An 18,801-nucleotide genomic window follows, 5' to 3' on the forward strand; every position below is an offset into this window, starting at 1 on the left:
TGACATAAGCAACAGTGTTTGAGATGAACTTGTAAAGTCGCTCCCTCTGCTCTCACGGCGCGCGGCCCATGCGCGGGCGGCGACTTCGGGGCCGACGCCGGCCGGGTCACCCATGGTAACCGCGATCGGACGTCGTTGGTCGTCAAAAGGCATCAGCTATATTCGATCACCGCGTCGCGGCGCAGGTCGCGCAGATAGCGCTGGGCGCGCTTGTTGACCTTTTCTTCGAGCAACCGCTGCTCGATCTGCTCGGGGTTCGGCGCGTTCGCCGCCGCCGGCATGTCGCGGCCGCACAGGACCAGGACGCTGACGCCTTCGTTGGGCGAGCCGAACGGCTGTGTCGTCTGGCCGACCTGCAGACTGGCCAGTGTGCTCTGCAAGGGGGCGGGCAGCGCGCGCATCTCGATATTGTCGCGCGAGACGACCGCGGCGCCCAGCCGGGCCGCAACCTCGTCGGCGGCGCCGCAGCCGGCGATGGTCCGCGTCGCTTCGGCGAACTGTCCCGCAAGTTCGGATGCCCGGGCCTGCGTAGTGCCGGCCGGGAACTCGAGCGAAAGCTGCTTCAGGCTGAGGATGGCGTCGCGCGGATCTGCGGTGAGCACCTGGCGGCGATCGATCATCAGCATGATCGACATGCCGCCGGGCACCTCGACCGGGCCGACGAGTTGTCCGGGCTGCATCTGCGTTGCCGCATCGGCCATCGACTGCGGCAGCAATCCGGGCCTCACCCAGCCCAGGTCACCACCGACGCTGGCGGTCGACGCCTCGGAAAACTGCCGCGCATAGGCGGCAAAGCTGCCGCCGGCCTGCAGCGCATCGATGATCTTCTTGGCGTTTTCCATAACCGCGGCGGCATTTTCGGGGGTCGCCGACAGGTAGATTTCGCCCAGATGGAACTCATCTTGCCCCTTGGCGTCGTTCATGCGCTTTTCGACCGCCTGAACTTCGTCCGACGAGACATTGGTCGTCGACTGGATGTTGCGCGAGAGCAGGCGATCCCAGGCGAATTCGCCGCGAATCTGCTGTTTCACTGCGGCCGCCGACGAGCCCTTGGACACGAGATAGGACGAAAACTGATCGGGCGACTGCTTGAAACGTGTTGCGAGCCGGGCAAACTGGTCGTTGACGAGATTCTCGTCGATCGTAATGTCAGCCGCCTTGGCTTCCTGAATCTGCAGTTTTTCGTCGATCAGGTTGCTGAACACTTGGCTGCGCAGCCGCTGGATTTCCTCAGGGGGCAGTTCGACATTGTTGTTGGCAATACGGATCAGCGCCATGCGCTGTTCGATATCGGTCGCCGTGATGATCTCGCCGTTCACCGTCGCGGAGGGACGATAGACATTGGGTTTCGCATCGCCGAAAATCTGGACGTTGCCAGGGATGTTGAGGCTGGTCGTCGGGACATCATTGTCGGTGACGGTCTGCGCCACCACCGGCGACACGCCCACGGCCGCCACGGCAATCAATCCGGTCATGGTCGAAAATCTGGTCATTGCTACCCTATTCGAGAAAGTCCGGACGCTCCGTATCAGCGGATGCGCCCGATGGTCCAGCGCAATCCGCTTTTGGAGCCATTTGATGCCCGCTCGTAGGTTGTCGACGCTGAACCTAGGCTGAGCGGAAGAGGTGCCTTGGGCTGTGATTTGCCGCTCCCCATTTTTCGTCATCCCCGCGAAAGCGGGGACCCGGAGCGACCGTCGGCCCGTCCTTCGCCGGGTTCCAGCTTTCGCGGGCATGACGAAGGGAGGAAAGTGCGCGGCTGCAACCGGTCGAAAACCGTCGCTCAGAACCCGAGGTTCCGGAACGCGACACGGAACGAGAAGCTGTTGCCGCGCCGCGCGTCGCCGGTGTCGGCGTAATCGCGTCGCCAGGTCAGCGCGATCGACAGGCAATCGTCGTCATAGGCGACGCCCAAACGGTGGCGAATCGGTTGAAATCCGTCGGCATCGTTCAGCGGATCGTCGCTGCGCTGGGTCAGATCGACGATCGCCGATCCGAAAACCGACCAGTGTTTTGCCACCGCGACGCGCCCGCCGACGCGGGCTTCCTCGCGATCCTGCAGGTCTTCGCCGAGGAGCAGGATGTCGCGGTTGAGCCGCGAATAGCCTAGCACGGCGTAGGTTGACCGGCTGCCGATCGTCGCGTCGAATTCGTTGCGGCGGACCGCCAGATTATCCTTGTCGAGCCGGAAGCGGTGCGTCAGGCGCAGAAAATCCCGATAGGCGATCGTCGTCCGTCCGACGATGTCCGACGTGCGGTCGGTCAGGCCGGTGCCGTCGGGAAACAGGCTGGGCTTGTCTGACAGGCGATAGCTCTGCCCGACGACGCTGCTGATGTTGAACCCCGGCCGGCTGTAATTCCATTCGACCCCATAGGTGATGCGCGCGCCGTCCTCGAACCGGTCGTGGCCGTTGAAGCGGTTGATCGCGAACAAATTGCTGTCTTCGAGATCGAAGGCGCGCGAATCCTCGTTCGGGATATCAAGGTTCCTGATCGGCGGCGTCGCGACGATCTGGACGCGCGGGGTCAGCGTCTGCGTTCCACCCATGAATTCGCCGATGAACGGCCAGCGCATGTCGGCCGCGATAGCCGCGATCCCGCGCGCCTGCCAGCCCGACTTGCCGCGGTAACCGGGGATCGCGGTCAGCAGATTTTCGTCGCTGTGATAGACGTCGCCGCGCACGAGTGCGGTAAGGGTGACTTCCTGTCCCAGCCCGGTCAGTCCGCGCAAATCCCAACGCGCGCCGGCGAACGCGCGCTGCGTGTCCTGTCCGGCAGTGCGCCCGATCGCCAGCGTGTTGAGTTGCAGCTCGAACTGGCCGCCAAGCAGCGGATCGTCGAGCCGCTGACGATAATCGATGATCGGCAGCGCGATCGGCTGCTGACCCTGGACGTCGTTGCGGCGCAGTGTCTGCGTCGCCCAGCCGGCAATCGAGAGGTACGATCTGCCGCCGATCCGCTCGAGTTCGAAGGTCGAGCGCAGCCGGTCGTCGCGGCTGATGTCGTAGCGCCGCATGAAGGTGCGGTCGGTCGCGACGCGGCCCGAATAGGTGAGGCTCCAATGCGGATCGAACTGGAACTTGCCCGCGCTCTCGAGATAGCCGCGAAAGCGCTTGCGGCTATCGGGGTCATCCCCCGTCAGCGGAACGAGCGATCCATAGGTTGCATAACCGTTGATGCGGAATGACCCGATATCGGTGAGCGCGCGAAACTCGCCCTCCATCATCGGCGCCGCGCTGGTGTAGAAGTGCGGTGTGATCGTGATGTCGCGATCGGGTGCGATGCGCAGATAATAGGGAACGGCGATTTCGAACCCGTTGCTGCGGTCGAGGCGGATTTCGGGCACCAGGATGCCGCTTCCTGCCTCGCTGTTCGCCGGGTGGCTGAGCCCGGGCAGCGGGATCAGCGGCAGGCCGAAAATCTCCACGCGCGCGCCCTTGTAACGGATCTTGTTTTTGGCGCGGTCGTACATGACCTTTACGGCGCGGATCTGCCAGCTCGGGTTCTTGGGGCACCCTTCGTCATCCTCGACCGGGCAGGGGGTGTAGGCGGCATTCTCCAGTTCGATATTGCCGTTGTCGAACCGCGTGCCCCTGATCGCCGCGAGCCGCGAGCCATTGTCGAGCACGACGAGCAGATTTTCGACGACCCCGTCGCGGAGCGTATCGGTCAGCTCGATCTTGTCGCCATAGGCGGTGTCGCCCTCGGGGTTCTTGATCTTGACATTGCCCTCGGCGAACACTTGCCCCGTCTTGCGGTTCCAGGTCACCTTGTCCGCGCGCATCTCGATCGCTTCGCGGTTCATCTGGACATTGCCCTCGGCAATCACGACCTCGCTGTCGCTGTCGTAATTGAGGTTGTCGGCAGCGAAGCCGATCTGCTCCTCCCCCTCGACATCAGGGGCGTCGGAGGTGGTTGGAACGATGTCAGGCGTTTGCAGGTCGGGCTCGCCCGCGACCTCCTCCGCCGGCCGGGCCGGATTAGCCTCGGTCTGGGCCAGCACCGGGCTGGCTGCCAATGCCAAGCCGCTGGCTGTCGCCAGCCAGAACGGCCGCGCACGCGCCGCTTGTTGGAACAAAGCCCAGCTCATTTAATCCCTTTGTCCCGAACCCACTATCGACATTCGCCGGCTTGGACCGGCCGCTTTGTTTTTGCAACTCGCAAGCGAAACCCCTATCGGTCCGCCACGTTCCAATCAATCATCGCATAAGAAAGTTAAGGCATGGACATTCAGTTTGTCGCGCAAATCGATGCGTCTGCCGACGTTGTCGCGTTTCCGGTCCGCAAGGGCGAAGCCGGGTCGCTCGGCGCTCTGCTTGGCGCTGCTGCGGCGCAGGCGCGCTTTGACGGCGCTGCGGGCGCGATCGCCGAGACTGCGGCAGTTGACGGCGGGCAGGCCAAGCGCCTGCTGCTCGTCGGTATCGGTGAAGGGTCGGAGCACGACCTCGAGCGCGGCGGTGCGGCGCTGACGGCGAAGCTGCAGACGAGCGGCGTCACCCATGTCCATGTCGACTTCGCCAGCGCAGGGCAGAGCGACGCCGACGACGTCCTTGCCTTCGCGATGGGTGCATTGCTTCGCAACTGGCGCCTCGACACCTATCGCACGCGCCTCGCCGACAAGGCGAAGCCAAGTCTCAAGACCGTGACGATCGCGTCGCCGCACGGCGATCTGTCGGCGCGCTGGTCCGAAAATGAAGCGATCGCCGACGGCGTCGCGCTGACCCAGACGCTCGTCGCCGAGCCGCCGAACATCCTCTATCCCGAAAGCTTCGTCGAACGCTGCCGGCATCTCGCGGACCTCGGCGTCGAGCTCGAAGTGCTCGACGAGCGCCAGATGAAGGCGCTCGGCATGGGCGCGCTGCTCGGCGTCGCGCAGGGTTCGACGCGTCCGCCGCGGCTGCTCGCGATGCGCTGGAACGGCGGCAATCCGGGCGAGGCGCCCGTCGTGTTCATCGGCAAGGGGGTGACCTTCGATACCGGTGGTATCAGCCTGAAGCCCGGGCCGGGCATGGACATGATGAAATGGGACATGGGCGGCGCGGGCGCGGTCGCGGGCGCGATCAAGGCGATCGCGGGGCGCAAGGCGAAGGCGAACGTCGTCGGCGTCGTCGGCCTCGTGGAGAATATGCCCGACGGCAATGCGATGCGCCCGGGCGACATCGTCACCACCATGTCGGGGCAGACGGTCGAGGTGCTCAACACCGACGCCGAAGGTCGCCTCGTCCTCTGCGACGCGATCAGCTGGGCGCAGAAGGTCTATGATCCCAAGGTGATCGTCGACCTCGCGACGTTGACCGGCGCGATGGTGATCTCGCTCGGCCACGAATATGCGGGCATGTTTGCCAACGACGACGGCCTCGCCGCCGACCTGCTTGCCGCGGGCGATGCGAGCAACAACAAGCTGTGGCGTTTTCCGCTGTCGCCCGCATACGACAAGCTGATCGACAGCCCCATTGCCGACATGAAGAATATCGGCCCGCGCGAAGGCGGTTCGATCACCGCGGCGCAGTTCCTGAAACGCTATGTGGAAGATGGCGTCGCCTGGGCGCATCTCGACATTGCGGGCACGGCGTGGGGCGACAAGGATGGCCCGGTCTATGCCAAGGGCGCAACCGGATACGGCGTGCGCCTGCTCGACCGCTATATCGCTGCCAACCACGAGCGCTGAACGGACGGGGACCGGTGGCGCGCGTCGATTTCTACCGGCTGACTCGCGATCCCGTCGAGCGGGTCTTGCCGGCGATCGCGACGCGAATCCTGGCAAACGGCGATCGTCTGCTGGTGGTCGCTGCACCGGCGATGCAGCGGCAGGCGATCGACGAAGCGCTCTGGACGCTTCAGCCCGCGAGCTTCCTGCCGCACGGCGCCGCGGGGTCGCCCGACGAGGAGATCGAACCGATCCTGATCTCCGGCGCGTTCGAAGCCTCGCCCCCAAATCGGGCGCGTCTCGTCGCGCTCGCCGATGGCGAATGGCGTGACGAGGCGCTTGGCTTCGAACGAACCTTCCTGCTGTTCGACAACAGTCGCATCGACGATGCGCGCGCGACCTGGCGTGCGCTTGCGGCGCGCGACGATGTCGACAACCGCTTCTGGAAACAGGATGATCGCGGCCGCTGGTCCGAGGGGCCATAGCGAGCAGGCTCTGTGACGCGCATCACCGACAGGCGCGGGGATTTCGCGCAAAGCGGCCGGGCTTTCATCCCAGCAGGAGCCTTCGATATGCCGATCCGATCTTCCCTCTGCGCCGCATTCGCCGCCGCGACATTGCTTCTCGCCGGCTGCGGCTCGAAATCGGAGACCGAGGTTGCGAGCGGCACTTATACCGATACCGAAACCGGCAAGACCGCCGACTACAGGATCAGCAGCAGCGACGACGGCGACAATGGCAAGGTGACGATCAAGACCGACGATGGCGAAGTCCAGTTCGGCGGCGAAGCGAAGCTGCCGGCCGGGCTCACGCCCTTTCCGGGATCGAAGATGACCGGCGGGTTCGCGGGGGCGTCGGAGGGCAAGCAGGGTGGCCTCGCAAGCTTCGAGGTGAAGGGCAAGGCGGCCGATGTGATCGGACATTACCGCCGCCAGATCGAAGCTGCCGGTCTCAAGGTGAAATCCGAAATGAATGCGGAGGACACGATGATCATCAGCGCCGAAAAGCCGGACGATGCCAACACCTCGATCCAGGTTACGACGACCCAGAACGGCGACATGGTGGAAGGTGCGGTGACCTATGGCTCGGGCCGCTGACCGCCCCGCTGCGCTCTGTCCTTGCGGTGCGGTGAAAGCGCGGCTAGAGGCGCGCGCATCACAGAACACACCAACGCAGGAGCTTTCCCATGGCGGTCACCCGCACCTTTTCGATCATCAAGCCTGACGCGACGCGTCGCAACATCACCGGCGCCGTCACCAAGATGCTCGAGGACGCCGGCCTCCGCGTCGTCGCGTCGAAGCGCATCCACATGACCCGCGAGCAGGCCGAAGGCTTCTATGCGGTTCACAAGGAGCGCCCCTTCTTCGGCGAACTCGTCGATTTCATGATCAGCGGCCCCGTCGTCGTCCAGGTTCTCGAAGGCGAGAATGCGATGCAGGCGAACCGCGACATCATGGGTGCGACCAACCCCAAGGACGCGGCACCCGGCACGATCCGCAAGGAACTGGCCGAGAGCATCGAGGCGAACACGGTTCACGGTTCGGACAGCGACGAAAATGCGGCGATCGAAATCGCCTATTTCTTCAAGCCCGAAGAAATTGTCGGCTAAGCCAGAAGGCATATCCGGATAGAAGAGGCCGCCGGAGCGATCCGGCGGCCTTTTTCTTTTTAGTCGAGCGTCTCGCGTACCCAGTGGAAACGGGGCAGGTCGAGGGTTTGCGGCGTGTGGCTGGCGGCGGCGGCATCGCGCAGTACGCGGATCGACGCCGGGCGGCACTTTTTGTCAAAACCGGGAAAGCGCACCAGTATTTTGCCCCCTTCATTGTCGGTGCCGCCCTCTTCATATTTTCCGCACATCACGATCCAGAAGCCAATCGACCGCAGCTTTGCGGTTGCCGCCGGCTTGTTGTGGAATGCGACAAAGGAGTAAGGCATCGAATCGATGACGCCGTCCTTCGCGGGGGATGTCTCCGATTCGATCTGGACGATCGCGATATCGCCGTTCGACACCACCAACGCGGCGCGTGGTACAGCCTTGGTCGCGATCCCGCTATTGCCCTCGCGCGCGAACCATTGCCCGTCCCGATGTACCGCCCAAGTCGCGCAATCGGGCCATCTGGAGACTGGCAGCGCGGTATTGACCACGCAATGGCTGGCGTCGTCGAAATCGGGCATCAGCCAGACGCCGTCCGCAAATTGCGGTGCCCCGGCGATATCGGCCGGTTCGAGCATGGGCTTGTCTGAAACGGCCATGCCACAACCGCCGAGGGCAAGAATCCACAGGCCGGTCATCCACCGCATGGTCAAAATTCCTCCGCAACTCCCATCAGCCCTGCCAGCTTCTTCGGTGCCACTGCCAGCCAGCTCTTGCGCAGCCATTCGCCGACGGCATCCCAGTCGGTATCGCCGAGGTCGAGCCGGATGCCGATCCAGCCGTCGCCGAAATAGGCCGGGCGATAATAGCGCTCGTCGTCGAGTTCGATCAGCGCGGCCTGCTCGTCGCCGCCGCTGATCTTGACGAGCAGTGCGACCTTGCCGTCGCCGTGATGATCCTCGGTGAAATAGGCGAATTTCTTGCCCTTCACGATCCCGAAGCAGGGCATGCCGTGCGAGGTCACCTCGTCGGCCTCGGGCAAGGCCATCGCCAGATCGCGCACGCGGCCGCGCAGATAGTCAGGCGACCGTTCGCGCACTACGAACGCGGCGAGCGTCGCGGGATAAAGCTGATGCTCGGCGTATTGCACCCGCCGCGCCAGGGTTTCAACCGTATCGCCGGGCAGGATCGCGACCGGCGTTTGGGCTAGCACCGGGCCCTCGTCGACGCCGGGCGTCACGATATGGACGCTGCATCCGCCGAACCTGTCGCCTGCCTCGATGGCTTGCTGGTGCGTATTCAGCCCCTTGTAAAGCGGCAGCAGGCTCGGGTGGATGTTGATCATCTTGCCCGCCCATCGTGTGACGAAATCGTCCGAGAGGATACGCATATAGCCCGCGAGTACGACGAATTCGGCGCCCGCGCCGCGCAATTGCGCGTCGACCAGCGCGTCGAACGCATCGCGGTTCATGCCCTTATGCGAGAGACCCCACGTCGCGATGCCTTCGGCCTCGGCAATTTCAAGTCCCGGCGCGTCGGGGTCGTTGCTGCCGACGAACACCAGTTCATAGGGGCAGTCGGCGGCCTTCGCCGCATAGAGCAGCGCCGCCATATTGGTGCCGGCGCCGGAGATCAGGACGGCGACGCGCGCCTTAGCCATTATGCGTTGCCGACCACGCGCCCATCGCGCTCCAGGTTTCGGCGCTACCGGTCACGGTGCAGCCCTTTTCACCCTCGGCGATATGGCCGATGCGGTGCACCGTCTCGCCCGCGGCGTCGAGTGCCGCCGTCACTTCGGCGACATCGCTCTCGGCGACCACCACCGCCATGCCAATGCCGCAGTTGAAGGTCCGCGCCATTTCCTCGGGCTCGATATTGCCCTGCGCCTGCAGGAACGCCATCAGTCGCGGCTGGGCCCAGGTATCGGCATCGACATGCGCGTGCAAGGTCTTCGGCAGGATGCGCGGGATATTCTCGAGCAGTCCGCCGCCCGTAATATGCGCGAGCGCATGGATCTTGCCCGTCTTCACGAGCGGGAGCAGGCTCTTCACATAGATGCGGGTCGGCGCCATCAGCGCGTCGATCAGCAGGATATTCTGGTCGAACAGGGCAGGGCGGTCGAGCTTCCAGCCCTTGTCCGCCGCAAGCCGGCGTACGAGCGAGAAACCGTTCGAGTGGACACCCGACGAAGCGAGGCCAAGGATTACGTCGCCTGCCGCGAGCTTGTCGGCGGTCAGAACCTGGTCGCGCTCGACCGCGCCGACGCAGAAACCCGCGAGGTCATAGTCGCCGTCCGAATACATACCCGGCATCTCGGCGGTCTCGCCGCCGATCAGCGCGCATCCGGCCTGCCTGCAACCCTCGGCGATGCTCGCGACGACTTCGGTCGCGACGTCATTGTCGAGCTTGCCCGTCGCGTAATAATCGAGGAAAAACAGCGGTTCGGCGCCCTGCACGATCAGATCGTTCGCGCACATCGCAACGAGGTCGATCCCGACCCCGTCATGCTTGCCCGATTCGATCGCGAGCTTGAGTTTGGTGCCCACCCCGTCGTTCGCGGCGACGAGCAGGGGATCGTCGAACCCCGCCGCCTTCAGGTCGAAGAATCCGCCAAAGCCGCCGAGGTCGGCATCGGCGCCGGGGCGGCGCGTCGCACGGGCGAGCGGGGCAATGGCACGGACCAGCGCGTTGCCGGTCTCGATCGATACGCCGGCCTGCGCGTAAGTGTAGGAGCCGGGTTGGTTGTGCTTGGAATCCATGGCACGCGCGACTAACGGTTCCAGCCGATAATTGCCATGATTTCCTTGTCGGGGCCCGCGCTTTTGGGCAAAGCATAGAGAAGATATGATTTCGGCTGCTTTCCCGCGCTTCGCGCCCCGCCTGACTCTCGATGCCATTCGCCCGCGCGACTGGCGCTGGGCCGCGCTTTTCGGTCTTTTCTTCGCGATTCTGCTCGTCGGCGTGGTCGAGGGGCAGATCAGCCGGGGCGATCGCGGTATCACCCCGATCAACAGCAGCGGCGATTTTCTCGCGAGCGGAATTCTGGTCGATGTGACAGGCGACAATGCCGACGATGCGCGTGAAAAGGGCTGGCGTGAAGCGCAGCGCCTCGGCTGGGCCCAGCTTTACCGCAAGCTCAATGGCAGCGATGGCCCCAAACTTGGCGACTCGGTGCTGGACGGCATCGTCACCGCTATCGTCGTCGAAGAAGAACAGATCGGCCCGCGCCGCTATGTCGCGAAGCTCGGCGTCCAGTTCGATCGCGTCCGTGCCGGCCAGATTCTCGGCGTCAGCGGTCGGACCTTGCGCTCGCCGCCCTTGCTCGTCATCCCGGTCTATTCGATCGACGGCATCGAGCAGGTGTTCGAGCAGCGCAGCGCTTGGCAGCGGGCGTGGGCCGAATATAATACGGGACAGAGCGCGATCGACTATGTCCGCACCGCGGGCACCGGCGCCGACACGCTGCTGATCAACGCGGGGCAGACCGGGCGTCGCGGCCGTGTCTGGTGGCGCGTGATCCTCGATCAATATGGAGCCGCCGACGTGCTGACCCCGATCGCGCGCGTCGAATATTCCTACCCCGGCGGTCCGATCAAAGGCTATTTTACCGCGCGCTTCGGGCCTGACAGCAAGCTGATATCCAGCTTCAGCATGACCGGCCCCAGCCCGGCTGCGTTACCCGATATGATGGAAAAGGCGGTCGCGCGCATGGACCGGATTTATATCGAGGCGCTGGCAGCAGGCGTCCTCAAGACCGACACCTATCTGGTCCTCGAAAAACCCGTTGAAAGGGAAGACTTGCCGGAAGATGCTGCGACGGCGGATCAAGATGTGCTGCCGAGCGAAACCGATGCCAGCGTGCCGACGGCCGTAGCTTCGGGCGTGCAGAGTTTCGCCGTCCAGTACAGTTCGCCCGACGTCGATTCGGTCACCGCGACCGAACGCGCCGTGGCGGGCGCTGCGGGCGTCCAGTCGGCCTCGACCACCAGCCTTGCGCTCGGCGGCACATCGGTAATGCGCGTCAGCTTCCGGGGCGACATCGCCGCGCTCAGCGCCGCGCTGGCCGCACGCGGGTTCAAGGTCCAGGAAGGCGGCGGCCAGCTCAGGATCAGCCGCTGATGGCGCGCGCATCCCAGATCGCGCTCCCGCTCGACTGGAGCGCGGGCGGATCGAATGACGGTCCGCTGATCGTCGGGACGAGCAACGCGGACGCCGTCCGTTATCTGCGCCATGTCGCGACCTGGCCCGTGCGCACCGCGGTGCTCGTCGGACCGCGCGGATCGGGCCGCAGCCTGATCGGCCGGCTTTTTGCGCGCGACACCGGCGGCCGGGTCATCGACGGCCATGGCAGCGTTTCGGAAGAAGCGATTTTCCATGCCTGGAATGCCGCGCAGGCCAGTGGCACGCCGCTGCTGATTATTGCCGATGTTCCTCCGGCCGAATGGAATGTCGCGCTTCCCGATCTCCGCTCGCGCCTGGCGGCGGTGCCGGTGCTGACGATCGGCGAGCCCGACGATTGTCTTGCGCGCGATCTGATCGAGGCGCTGTTCGCGCAGCGCGGCATGGCGCTCGCACCCGGCGTCGCCTCTTACATCGTCCCGCGGATGGAGCGCAGCTATGCGATGATCCACCGCATCGTCGCGGCGCTCGATGCGGCATCGCTCGAAAAGGGGCGTGGCATCAGCGTTCGTCTTACGCGTGAAACATTACTGTCACAGGGGCTGATCGATCCCGATCTCCTCGAAGGACAGGAAACGAGCACATGTCGATAGCTGGCGGGCCTCTTCGCGCTGACAATGACGCCGATGGCGCGTCACAAATTCCCTTTGGTCCCGAACGTTTCTTCAACCGCGAGCTGAGCTGGCTCGCGTTCAACCGCCGGGTGATGGAGGAAGCGCGCAACCCTGCGCATCCGCTGCTCGAACGGCTGCGTTTCCTGTCGATCTCGGGCAGCAATCTCGACGAATTCTTCATGGTCCGCGTCGCGGGCCTCAAGGGACAGCAGTTGCAGGGAATCGACGATCCCTCGGCCGACGGGCGCTCGCCGGGGCAACAGCTTGCCGAGATCGAGGCCGAGGTGAACCGCCTCGTCGACCAGCAGCAGAGCGAATGGCAGTTACTCCACCGCCAACTCGGCGAACAGGGTATCGTCGTTCACGGTTCGGGGTCGGACAAGGAAGCGCTCCGCACCGCACTGCGCCAATATTTCATCGACCAGATTTTCCCGATCCTGACCCCGCAGGTACTCGATCCCGCGCACCCCTTTCCATTCATTCCGAATCGCGGCTTGGGTGTCATCTTCGACCTTCAGCGAAAGGTGACGGGCGATACGGTGCGCGAACTGGTGATGATTCCGGCGTCGCTTGCGCGCTTCGTCCCGGTGCCGGGCGAGCCCGGCGCGTTCGTGCCCATCGAATATCTTATCGAACTGTTCGGCGATCTGCTGTTCCCGGGCTTCACGATCCGCTCGCTGGGCGTGTTCCGCATCATCCGCGACAGCGACATCGAGCTTGAGGAAGAAGCCGAAGATCTCGTTCGCCTGTTCCGCACCGCGATCCGCCGCCGCCGACGGGGCCGGGTGATTCTGCTCGAACTCGAAGCCGACATGCCGGGCGAAATCGCCGAGGTGCTCAACGCCGACATTCAGGGGCACGAAGCGATCGTCGCCAAGATCGGCGGCTTTATCGGGCTTGCCGCGCTGTCGGCGCTCGTCGACGTCGATCGTCCCGACCTCAAATTCCCCGCTTATTCGCCGCGCTTTCCCGAACGCATCCGCGAGCATGGCGGCGATTGCTTCGCGGCAATCCGCAGCAAGGACATCGTCGTCCACCATCCTTATGAAAGCTTCGAGGTCGTCCTTGCTTTCCTGCGTCAGGCGGCGGCCGATCCCGATGTCGTCGCGATCAAGCAGACGCTCTATCGCGCCGGCGACCAGTCGCCGGTGATCCGCGCGCTGATCGAGGCGGCAGAGGCAGGCAAGTCGGTGACCGCGGTGGTCGAACTCAAGGCACGCTTCGACGAGGAGCAGAATCTGCTCTGGGCGAACCAGCTCGAACGCGCCGGGGTGCAGGTCGTCTACGGCTTCATCGAGTGGAAGACGCACGCCAAGATTTCGATGGTCGTGCGCCGCGAGGGGCAGGGTTATCGTACTTACTGCCACTTCGGCACCGGCAATTACCATCCGGTGACCGCGCGCATCTATACCGACCTCAGCTTCTTCACCGCCGACCCGCGTGCCGGCCGCGATGCGGCGCAGCTCTTCAACTATATCACCGGCTATGTCGAACCCGAGCGGCTCGACCTGATCACCATGTCGCCGCTCAACATGCGCGCGCATCTTTCGCAGTTGATCGATGCCGAAACCGCTGCGGCAAAGGCAGGCCTGCCGTCGGGTGTGTGGGCGAAGATGAACAGCCTCGTCGACCCGGGCATCATTGACAAGCTTTACGAGGCGAGCGCTGCGGGGGTGCCGATCGAACTGATCGTGCGCGGTATCTGCTGCCTGCGCCCGGGAGTACCCGGCCTTTCCGAAACGATCCGCGTCAAGTCGGTGGTCGGCCGTTTCCTCGAACATAGTCGCGTCTGGGCGTTCGCGAACGGCGCGCCGCTGCCGCACCGGGGGGCAAAGCTCTATATCAGCAGCGCTGACTGGATGCCGCGCAACTTCGACCGCCGCGTCGAATATATGATCCCGATCGAAAATCCGACCGTGCACGACCAGATACTCGACCAGGTGCTCGTCGCGAACCTCATCGACAATGAACAAAGCTGGATTCTGCAACCCGATGGTACGTCAGTGCGCGTGAGGTCGGGAGACAAGCCCTTTAACTTGCACCATTATTTTATGAATAACCCGTCGCTGTCGGGTCGCGGGACCGCGCTCCACAAGCGCCATGACGTCCCGACGCTTGCCTTTGACATGCATGAAGATTGAGAAGCTGCACTTGGGTTTGCTGCGCACGAAACAGGCGGTCCACCGCTCTGCCGTCATCGACATCGGTTCCAACTCGGTCCGCATCGTCGTTTATGAAGGACCGGCGCGCGCGCCCGCGGTGATTTTCAACGAAAAGGTCGCCGCCGGCCTCGGTCGCGGCCTCGCGATCAATGGTCGTATCGCCGACGAGGATGCGACGCGCGGGCTGACGGCACTGCGGCGTTACGCATTGCTTGCTAAACATATGGAAGTGAAGGACCTGCAGTGCGTCGCGACTGCCGCGGTACGCGATGCCGAAAACGGTCCCGAATTCATCGCCGCCGCCGCCGAAGCCGGTCTGGAGATTCGCCTGCTCTCGGGCGAGGAGGAAGCCGAGGCGGCGGGCTATGGCGTGCTGGCGGCGATCCCCGAGGCGCGCGGGATAGCGGTCGACCTGGGCGGTGGTAGTCTGGAACTCGCTGAAGTCGCTGACGGGCAGGTCGGTCGCCGCGCTTCTTTCCCGCTCGGCGTGCTCCGCCTGCCGGCGTTGCGCGAGAGTGGACAGCAGTCGTTCGAGCGCGCAGTCCGCAAGATGCTCCGCGATGCGGGCTGGCCCGGTGGCCTCGCCGGCTATCCGCTTTATCTGGTCGGCGGATCGTGGCGCGCGCTTTCGCGCCTCGATCTCGAACTCACGCACGATCCGCTCGCTGTGCTCGACCAGCACACCTTGCCGCGTACGGCGTTACGGCGCCTTGTTCGTGCGACCAAAAGGCTGAGTTTCGAAGAGTTGCGCGCGATTCCCGGGATGGCTTCGAACCGCGCCGCGGCGTTGCCCGACGCGGCCGCCTTGCTCGCCGCGCTCGCGAACATCATCGACATCCCCGAAATGACAGTCTCGTCCTCGGGCCTTCGCGAAGGGCTGCTCTATCAGGTGCTCGATGCCGAAACGCGAGCGCAGGACCCGCTGATCGTTGCGGCCGAGTTCGAGGGTCGCCGTCTCGCGCGCTTCGCCCCGCATGGCCGTGCGATCACCGAATGGATTGCGCCCCTGTTCGCCGGCGAAGCGCCAGCCGACAGCCGGGTCCGCCTCGCGGCAAGCCTGCTCAGCGATGTCGCTTGGTCGGCCAATCCCGATTTCCGTGCCGAACGCGGTACCGAGATCGGGCTGCACGGCAATTGGCGCGGCATTGATATTCCGGGTCGCATCCTTCTGGCGCGCGCGCTTCATGCGGGTTTCGGCGGCGCCGACAGCGATTTCCCGGCAATGGGCGGTCTGGTCGGTCCGGACCGGTTGGCGCGGGCGCGGCAATGGGGCCTTGCGATCCGGCTGGCGCAGCGGTTGACGGGGGGCGTCGAAGCCCCGCTCAAGGCGAGCGGTATCGCACTTGCCGGGGGGCGGCTGCGATTGAGCCTCGATCACGGCTGGCATCACCTTGCCGGTGAATCGGTCGAACGCCGCCTGCGCTCGCTCGCGCAGGCGCTCGACGCCAAGCCGGAGCTGCTGCTGCTCTAGTCGGTGCTTGACGCCGCGGCGTCGATCTCGCTCATCACGAGCTTGCCATCCTTCACCGCGAAACCCATTCGCCCTTCAACAAGGTCGAGCGCGGCGTGGCCGAAAACGTCGTACCGCCAGCCGGTCATCATCGGGATGTCCTGGCGCCCACCCGCGGCGAGAGCCTCCAGATCGTCGCTGCGCGCGATCAGTCGCGCTGCGACGTTGAGTTCGCGCGCGCGAATCTTGAGAAGCAGCTTCAACAGGTCCGCGACCAGCACGCCTTCCTTGCCGAGCCCCGGGCCGCGCGGCGCGCGATCGGGCATGTCGTTCTTGTCCAGCGGTTTGGCGTTGGCGAGCGCGTCCATCAGCCGCGCACCGATGTCGTTCGACTTCCACGTCGCCGACAAGCCGCGGACCCGGCCGAGACCGTCTTGGTCCTTTGGGGGATGCGCGGCGAGGTCGGCAAGCGTCTCGTCCTTGACGATGCGGCCGCGCGGCAGATTCTTGGTTCGTGCTTCGCGTTCGCGCCATGCCGCCAGCGCGCGAAGCCGCCCGAGCACGTCGGGCTTGCGGGAGGGGATCTTGATCCGATGCCACGCCTTGTCGGGATCAACGCTGTAATTGGCGGGGTCAGCCAGCTTTTCCATTTCCTCGTCGAGCCAGTGGCCGCGCCCGGTCTTGATGAGCTTGTCGAGCATCATCGGGAAAATCTTCGCGAGGTGGGTGACATCGCCAACGGCATAATCGATCTGGCGCTTGTCGAGCGGGCGGCGGCTCCAGTCGGTGAACCGCGCGCCCTTGTCGAGCTGCAACCCGATCCACGCCTCGACGAGGTTCGAATAGCCGACCTGTTCGGCTTGACCGATCGCCATCTGGCCGATCTGGGTGTCGAAGATCGGATGCGGCGTCTTGCCGGTAAGGTTGAAGATGATTTCGACATCCTGCCCGCCCGCGTGGAAGACTTTCAGCATGTCCTCATTTTCGACGAGCAGGTCGAGTAGCGGCTTGAGATCGATGCCCGGAGCCATCGGATCGATTGCTGCGGCATGCTCGCGGTCGGCGACCTGGATCAGGCAAAGCTCTGGCCAGAAAGTATTTTCCCGCATGAACTCGGTATCGACTGCGATGAAATCGCTGCCCCCGATGAGGTTGCAGAATTCGACGAGCGCGGCGTTGGTTTCGATCAACGGATGGACTTGCATAGCGGGCCTATACAGCTAGTTGAGGGGAACGGGCAGGAAAAATTGCCTGTGCTCTTCGGGTCGCGGAGCCGGAACACCGGCCGGAGGTAAAGACGAAGGGATTTGGGGCATGATGTGGGTCGGTTGGGCGCTGGCCGCGCTCGGTTTTGCGTTGCTTTTCGGGCAATATGCTGTGGGGCAGGCGGATATCTTCCTCTCCGTCGCCAACCCGCGACCGCTCGATGAAGAATCGATGGTGGTCACGCTGAAGGGCTGGGGCTTCGCGAGCGAGGCGGCGCAGCCCTTTGTGACGCCCGAATCCGACCATGGCCTGTGCGACGTCCGCGTCTTTGCAACGCGCCGCCAAATGCTTGTTTCGATTGTAACTTTCGGTTTTCTGCGTCCGGTGACCCTGGCTTGGCGCGCGCATGCCGGCATCCTTCCGCTAGGGGACGCGTGATGCCTATCGTGCAACTTGCCGAGGAAGGGCGCTGGACCAATTATCACGGCACGGGCACCTGTGAGGCAGCGACGCGCTTCGCCTTGCGCAGCGGCGACGCTGAACGCGGCCGCGACGAACTCGCGATCGCTGCGAAAGCGGTGCAGCATTGGCTTGCCGCAGCGGCCGCGGCCGGGCGCCGCGTTCGTCCGCTCGGCGCGGGCTGGTCGCCGTCGAACGTCAACATCGCGTCCGACAGCTGGCTGCTCCACACGCGCCGTTTCAATCGCTGTTTTCGCATCAACCCTGATGATGTCTCCCCCGGCATCGATGCGCGCACACTGATGCTCGTCGAAGCGGGCGCGCTCGTCGACGAAGTGTCGGACAAGCTCGAGGCGCAAGGGCGCTCGCTCTGGACCAGCGGGGCGGGCAACGGCCAGACTTTTGCCGGCGCCTGCGCGACGGGCACGCACGGATCGATGGTGACCCGCGGCGGCATTCAGGACCATATTCGCGCGGTGCAAATCGTCACGCCGGAGGGCATTCACTGGATCGAACCCGCGACGGGGGTGATGAATGACGCCTTCGTCGCCACAACCGGCTCGACGCCGCTGCGCGACGACGATCTCTTCGCCGCGGCGCAGCTTCCCGTGGGGTCGCTTGGCGTGGTCACCGCGATGGTGGTCGACAGCGTGCCCAAATTCCTCGTCCGGCCGATCCAGAACTTGCGCAAGGTTGATCGCGCGGCGCTCGACTGGCTCGCTGCCGGTGATTTCCGACGCTTCTCGGCCGCCTATGCGCTCGATCAGGACCCCGATTTCGTCCAGATGATCGTCAATCCCTACAAGCCCCTCAAGCGGCCCGCGATGCTGCGCTTTCTTTATCGCGAGCCATGGCGCGACGATTATCAGCACGCAACGCCAGGGCAACTTGGCGCGGGCTACGATGCGCTCAGTTTGCTCGGCCGTTTGCTGAACGACTATCCATGGGCGCGCGGCGCGCTGCTCCAGTTCGCGATGAAGCAAGGCTATGCCGCCGGTCCCGATGTCGACGCGCCGCCCGTGTATGGCAGTTGGGGGGAGGGGCTCGATACGCACCGGCCGCTTGCCGACCTGTTCAACGCTTCGGTTACCATCGATCGCGCCGATCTGGCGCGGGCGTTCGAGCTGATCTGTGCCGTCTATGCGCGCCATGGCGGCTCGACCGTCGTCACCGTGCGCTTCATGGAGCGTGCGCAGGGATTGCTGGCGCCCGCGCGCTTTCCGCACAATTCGGTGATCGATTTCGACGGACCGCGCAGCCAGCGTACCGCCGACGCCTATGCGCGCGTCATCGAATGCCTCGATGCCGAGCGGATCGCCTTCACACGCCACTGGGCGAAAAGCTGCCGGCTCGACGCTGCGCGCGTCGCGGCTGACTATGGCGAGGATTTCCGGCGGTGGCGAGCCGCGCGGGATCGGTTGCTTCCCGATCCCGCCCATCGGGTATTGTTCGGCAGCGAGGTGCTCGACGGGCTGGGGCTGACCTGCTGA

The 18,801-nt window shown here is 64.6% G+C and carries 16 protein-coding genes; 10 read left to right on the forward strand and 6 right to left on the reverse strand.

The genetic code is table 11. The features are described 5' to 3' along the window. Nucleotides 1-152 precede the first annotated feature (152 nt). Both VN047_RS20185 and VN047_RS20190 read right to left on the reverse strand, forming a co-directional pair. On the reverse strand, nt 153-1,493 hold the full coding sequence (locus VN047_RS20185; protein WP_325545871.1) for a peptidylprolyl isomerase: 1,341 nt from the start codon (nt 1,491-1,493) through the stop codon (nt 153-155). Between the two features lie 290 nt (nt 1,494-1,783). Next, on the reverse strand, nt 1,784-4,090 hold the full coding sequence (locus VN047_RS20190) for an LPS-assembly protein LptD (protein ID WP_325545873.1): 2,307 nt from the start codon (nt 4,088-4,090) through the stop codon (nt 1,784-1,786). Nucleotides 4,091-4,222: 132 nt separating this feature from the next. Here VN047_RS20190 and VN047_RS20195 point away from each other — a divergent pair, with 132 nt between their 5' ends. The 4 genes from VN047_RS20195 to ndk all read left to right on the forward strand — a co-directional run bounded on the left by VN047_RS20195 (nt 4,223) and on the right by ndk (nt 7,256). After that, nucleotides 4,223-5,668, forward strand: coding sequence for a leucyl aminopeptidase (locus VN047_RS20195; protein ID WP_325545875.1), 1,446 nt, complete (start codon nt 4,223-4,225; stop codon nt 5,666-5,668). Between the two features lie 14 nt (nt 5,669-5,682). Then, nucleotides 5,683-6,132 (forward strand): DNA polymerase III subunit chi, encoded by a 450-nt coding sequence (locus VN047_RS20200; protein ID WP_325545877.1) that lies wholly within the window; start codon nt 5,683-5,685, stop codon nt 6,130-6,132. An 87-nt stretch (nt 6,133-6,219) separates the two neighbouring features. Continuing rightward, entirely contained in the window at nt 6,220-6,744 is a 525-nt protein-coding gene (locus tag VN047_RS20205; protein WP_325545879.1) for a hypothetical protein, read from the forward strand. Nucleotides 6,745-6,833: 89 nt separating this feature from the next. Continuing rightward, a complete protein-coding gene (gene ndk, locus VN047_RS20210) occupies nt 6,834-7,256 on the forward strand; it encodes a nucleoside-diphosphate kinase (protein ID WP_325545881.1) in 423 nt (140 codons plus the stop codon). A 59-nt stretch (nt 7,257-7,315) separates the two neighbouring features. On the opposite strand, the gene VN047_RS20215 is transcribed toward ndk, so the two are convergent. Genes VN047_RS20215 through purM form a run of 3 tightly spaced genes read right to left on the reverse strand, consistent with a single transcriptional unit; the run spans nt 7,316 to nt 10,000 of the window. Further along, complete coding sequence (locus VN047_RS20215) at nt 7,316-8,026, reverse strand: hypothetical protein (protein ID WP_325545883.1); 711 nt, start codon at nt 8,024-8,026, stop codon at nt 7,316-7,318. Next, nucleotides 7,951-8,901 (reverse strand): phosphoribosylglycinamide formyltransferase, encoded by a 951-nt coding sequence (gene purN, locus VN047_RS20220; RefSeq protein ID WP_325545885.1) that lies wholly within the window; start codon nt 8,899-8,901, stop codon nt 7,951-7,953. Before purN ends, VN047_RS20215 begins: the two co-directional genes overlap by 76 nt. Further along, entirely contained in the window at nt 8,894-10,000 is a 1,107-nt protein-coding gene (gene purM, locus VN047_RS20225; RefSeq protein WP_325545887.1) for a phosphoribosylformylglycinamidine cyclo-ligase, read from the reverse strand. Before purM ends, purN begins: the two co-directional genes overlap by 8 nt. Before the next feature lie 85 nt (nt 10,001-10,085). Here purM and VN047_RS20230 point away from each other — a divergent pair, with 85 nt between their 5' ends. From VN047_RS20230 to VN047_RS20245, 4 genes are read left to right on the forward strand one after another with little or no spacing between them, the layout of a single operon-like run. Next, nucleotides 10,086-11,360, forward strand: coding sequence for a heavy-metal-associated domain-containing protein (locus VN047_RS20230; RefSeq protein ID WP_325545889.1), 1,275 nt, complete (start codon nt 10,086-10,088; stop codon nt 11,358-11,360). Next, entirely contained in the window at nt 11,360-12,013 is a 654-nt protein-coding gene (locus VN047_RS20235) for an HdaA/DnaA family protein (protein ID WP_325545890.1), read from the forward strand. Before VN047_RS20230 ends, VN047_RS20235 begins: the two co-directional genes overlap by 1 nt. Next, the gene (locus VN047_RS20240) at nt 12,004-14,175 is read left to right on the forward strand and encodes an RNA degradosome polyphosphate kinase (protein ID WP_325545891.1); all 2,172 of its coding nucleotides are present in this window, start codon (nt 12,004-12,006) and stop codon (nt 14,173-14,175) included. Before VN047_RS20235 ends, VN047_RS20240 begins: the two co-directional genes overlap by 10 nt. Continuing rightward, entirely contained in the window at nt 14,165-15,667 is a 1,503-nt protein-coding gene (locus tag VN047_RS20245) for a Ppx/GppA family phosphatase (protein ID WP_325545892.1), read from the forward strand. The genes VN047_RS20240 and VN047_RS20245 overlap by 11 nt, the downstream gene beginning before the upstream one ends. Here the strand turns inward: VN047_RS20245 and rnd are convergent. Next, nucleotides 15,664-16,851 carry a ribonuclease D gene (gene rnd / locus VN047_RS20250; RefSeq protein WP_325545893.1) on the reverse strand — a complete coding sequence of 396 codons (1,188 nt, stop codon included), beginning with the start codon at nt 16,849-16,851 and terminating at the stop codon, nt 15,664-15,666. The two genes, VN047_RS20245 and rnd, sit on opposite strands and share 4 nt — an antisense overlap. Nucleotides 16,852-16,960: 109 nt before the next feature. Here rnd and VN047_RS20255 point away from each other — a divergent pair, with 109 nt between their 5' ends. Next, nucleotides 16,961-17,290 (forward strand): hypothetical protein, encoded by a 330-nt coding sequence (locus tag VN047_RS20255; RefSeq protein WP_325545894.1) that lies wholly within the window; start codon nt 16,961-16,963, stop codon nt 17,288-17,290. Next, entirely contained in the window at nt 17,290-18,801 is a 1,512-nt protein-coding gene (locus tag VN047_RS20260; protein ID WP_325545895.1) for an FAD-binding protein, read from the forward strand. The genes VN047_RS20255 and VN047_RS20260 overlap by 1 nt, the downstream gene beginning before the upstream one ends.

Source organism: Sphingopyxis sp. (genome assembly GCF_035565275.1).
Lineage (GTDB): Bacteria > Pseudomonadota > Alphaproteobacteria > Sphingomonadales > Sphingomonadaceae > Sphingopyxis.

Coding starts and splice junctions, on each gene's coding strand:
- VN047_RS20190 (WP_325545873.1), bottom strand. CDS start 4,090: ATGAGCTGGGCTTTGTTCCAACAAGCGGCGCGTGCGCGGCCGTTCTGG.
- VN047_RS20230 (WP_325545889.1), top strand. CDS start 10,086: ATGATTTCGGCTGCTTTCCCGCGCTTCGCGCCCCGCCTGACTCTCGAT.
- ndk (WP_325545881.1), top strand. CDS start 6,834: ATGGCGGTCACCCGCACCTTTTCGATCATCAAGCCTGACGCGACGCGT.
- rnd (WP_325545893.1), bottom strand. CDS start 16,851: ATGCAAGTCCATCCGTTGATCGAAACCAACGCCGCGCTCGTCGAATTC.
- VN047_RS20260 (WP_325545895.1), top strand. CDS start 17,290: ATGCCTATCGTGCAACTTGCCGAGGAAGGGCGCTGGACCAATTATCAC.
- VN047_RS20235 (WP_325545890.1), top strand. CDS start 11,360: ATGGCGCGCGCATCCCAGATCGCGCTCCCGCTCGACTGGAGCGCGGGC.
- VN047_RS20240 (WP_325545891.1), top strand. CDS start 12,004: ATGTCGATAGCTGGCGGGCCTCTTCGCGCTGACAATGACGCCGATGGC.
- VN047_RS20215 (WP_325545883.1), bottom strand. CDS start 8,026: ATGGCTGCGCAAGAGCTGGCTGGCAGTGGCACCGAAGAAGCTGGCAGG.
- purN (WP_325545885.1), bottom strand. CDS start 8,901: ATGGCTAAGGCGCGCGTCGCCGTCCTGATCTCCGGCGCCGGCACCAAT.
- VN047_RS20185 (WP_325545871.1), bottom strand. CDS start 1,493: ATGACCAGATTTTCGACCATGACCGGATTGATTGCCGTGGCGGCCGTG.
- VN047_RS20255 (WP_325545894.1), top strand. CDS start 16,961: ATGATGTGGGTCGGTTGGGCGCTGGCCGCGCTCGGTTTTGCGTTGCTT.
- purM (WP_325545887.1), bottom strand. CDS start 10,000: ATGGATTCCAAGCACAACCAACCCGGCTCCTACACTTACGCGCAGGCC.
- VN047_RS20195 (WP_325545875.1), top strand. CDS start 4,223: ATGGACATTCAGTTTGTCGCGCAAATCGATGCGTCTGCCGACGTTGTC.
- VN047_RS20245 (WP_325545892.1), top strand. CDS start 14,165: ATGAAGATTGAGAAGCTGCACTTGGGTTTGCTGCGCACGAAACAGGCG.
- VN047_RS20205 (WP_325545879.1), top strand. CDS start 6,220: ATGCCGATCCGATCTTCCCTCTGCGCCGCATTCGCCGCCGCGACATTG.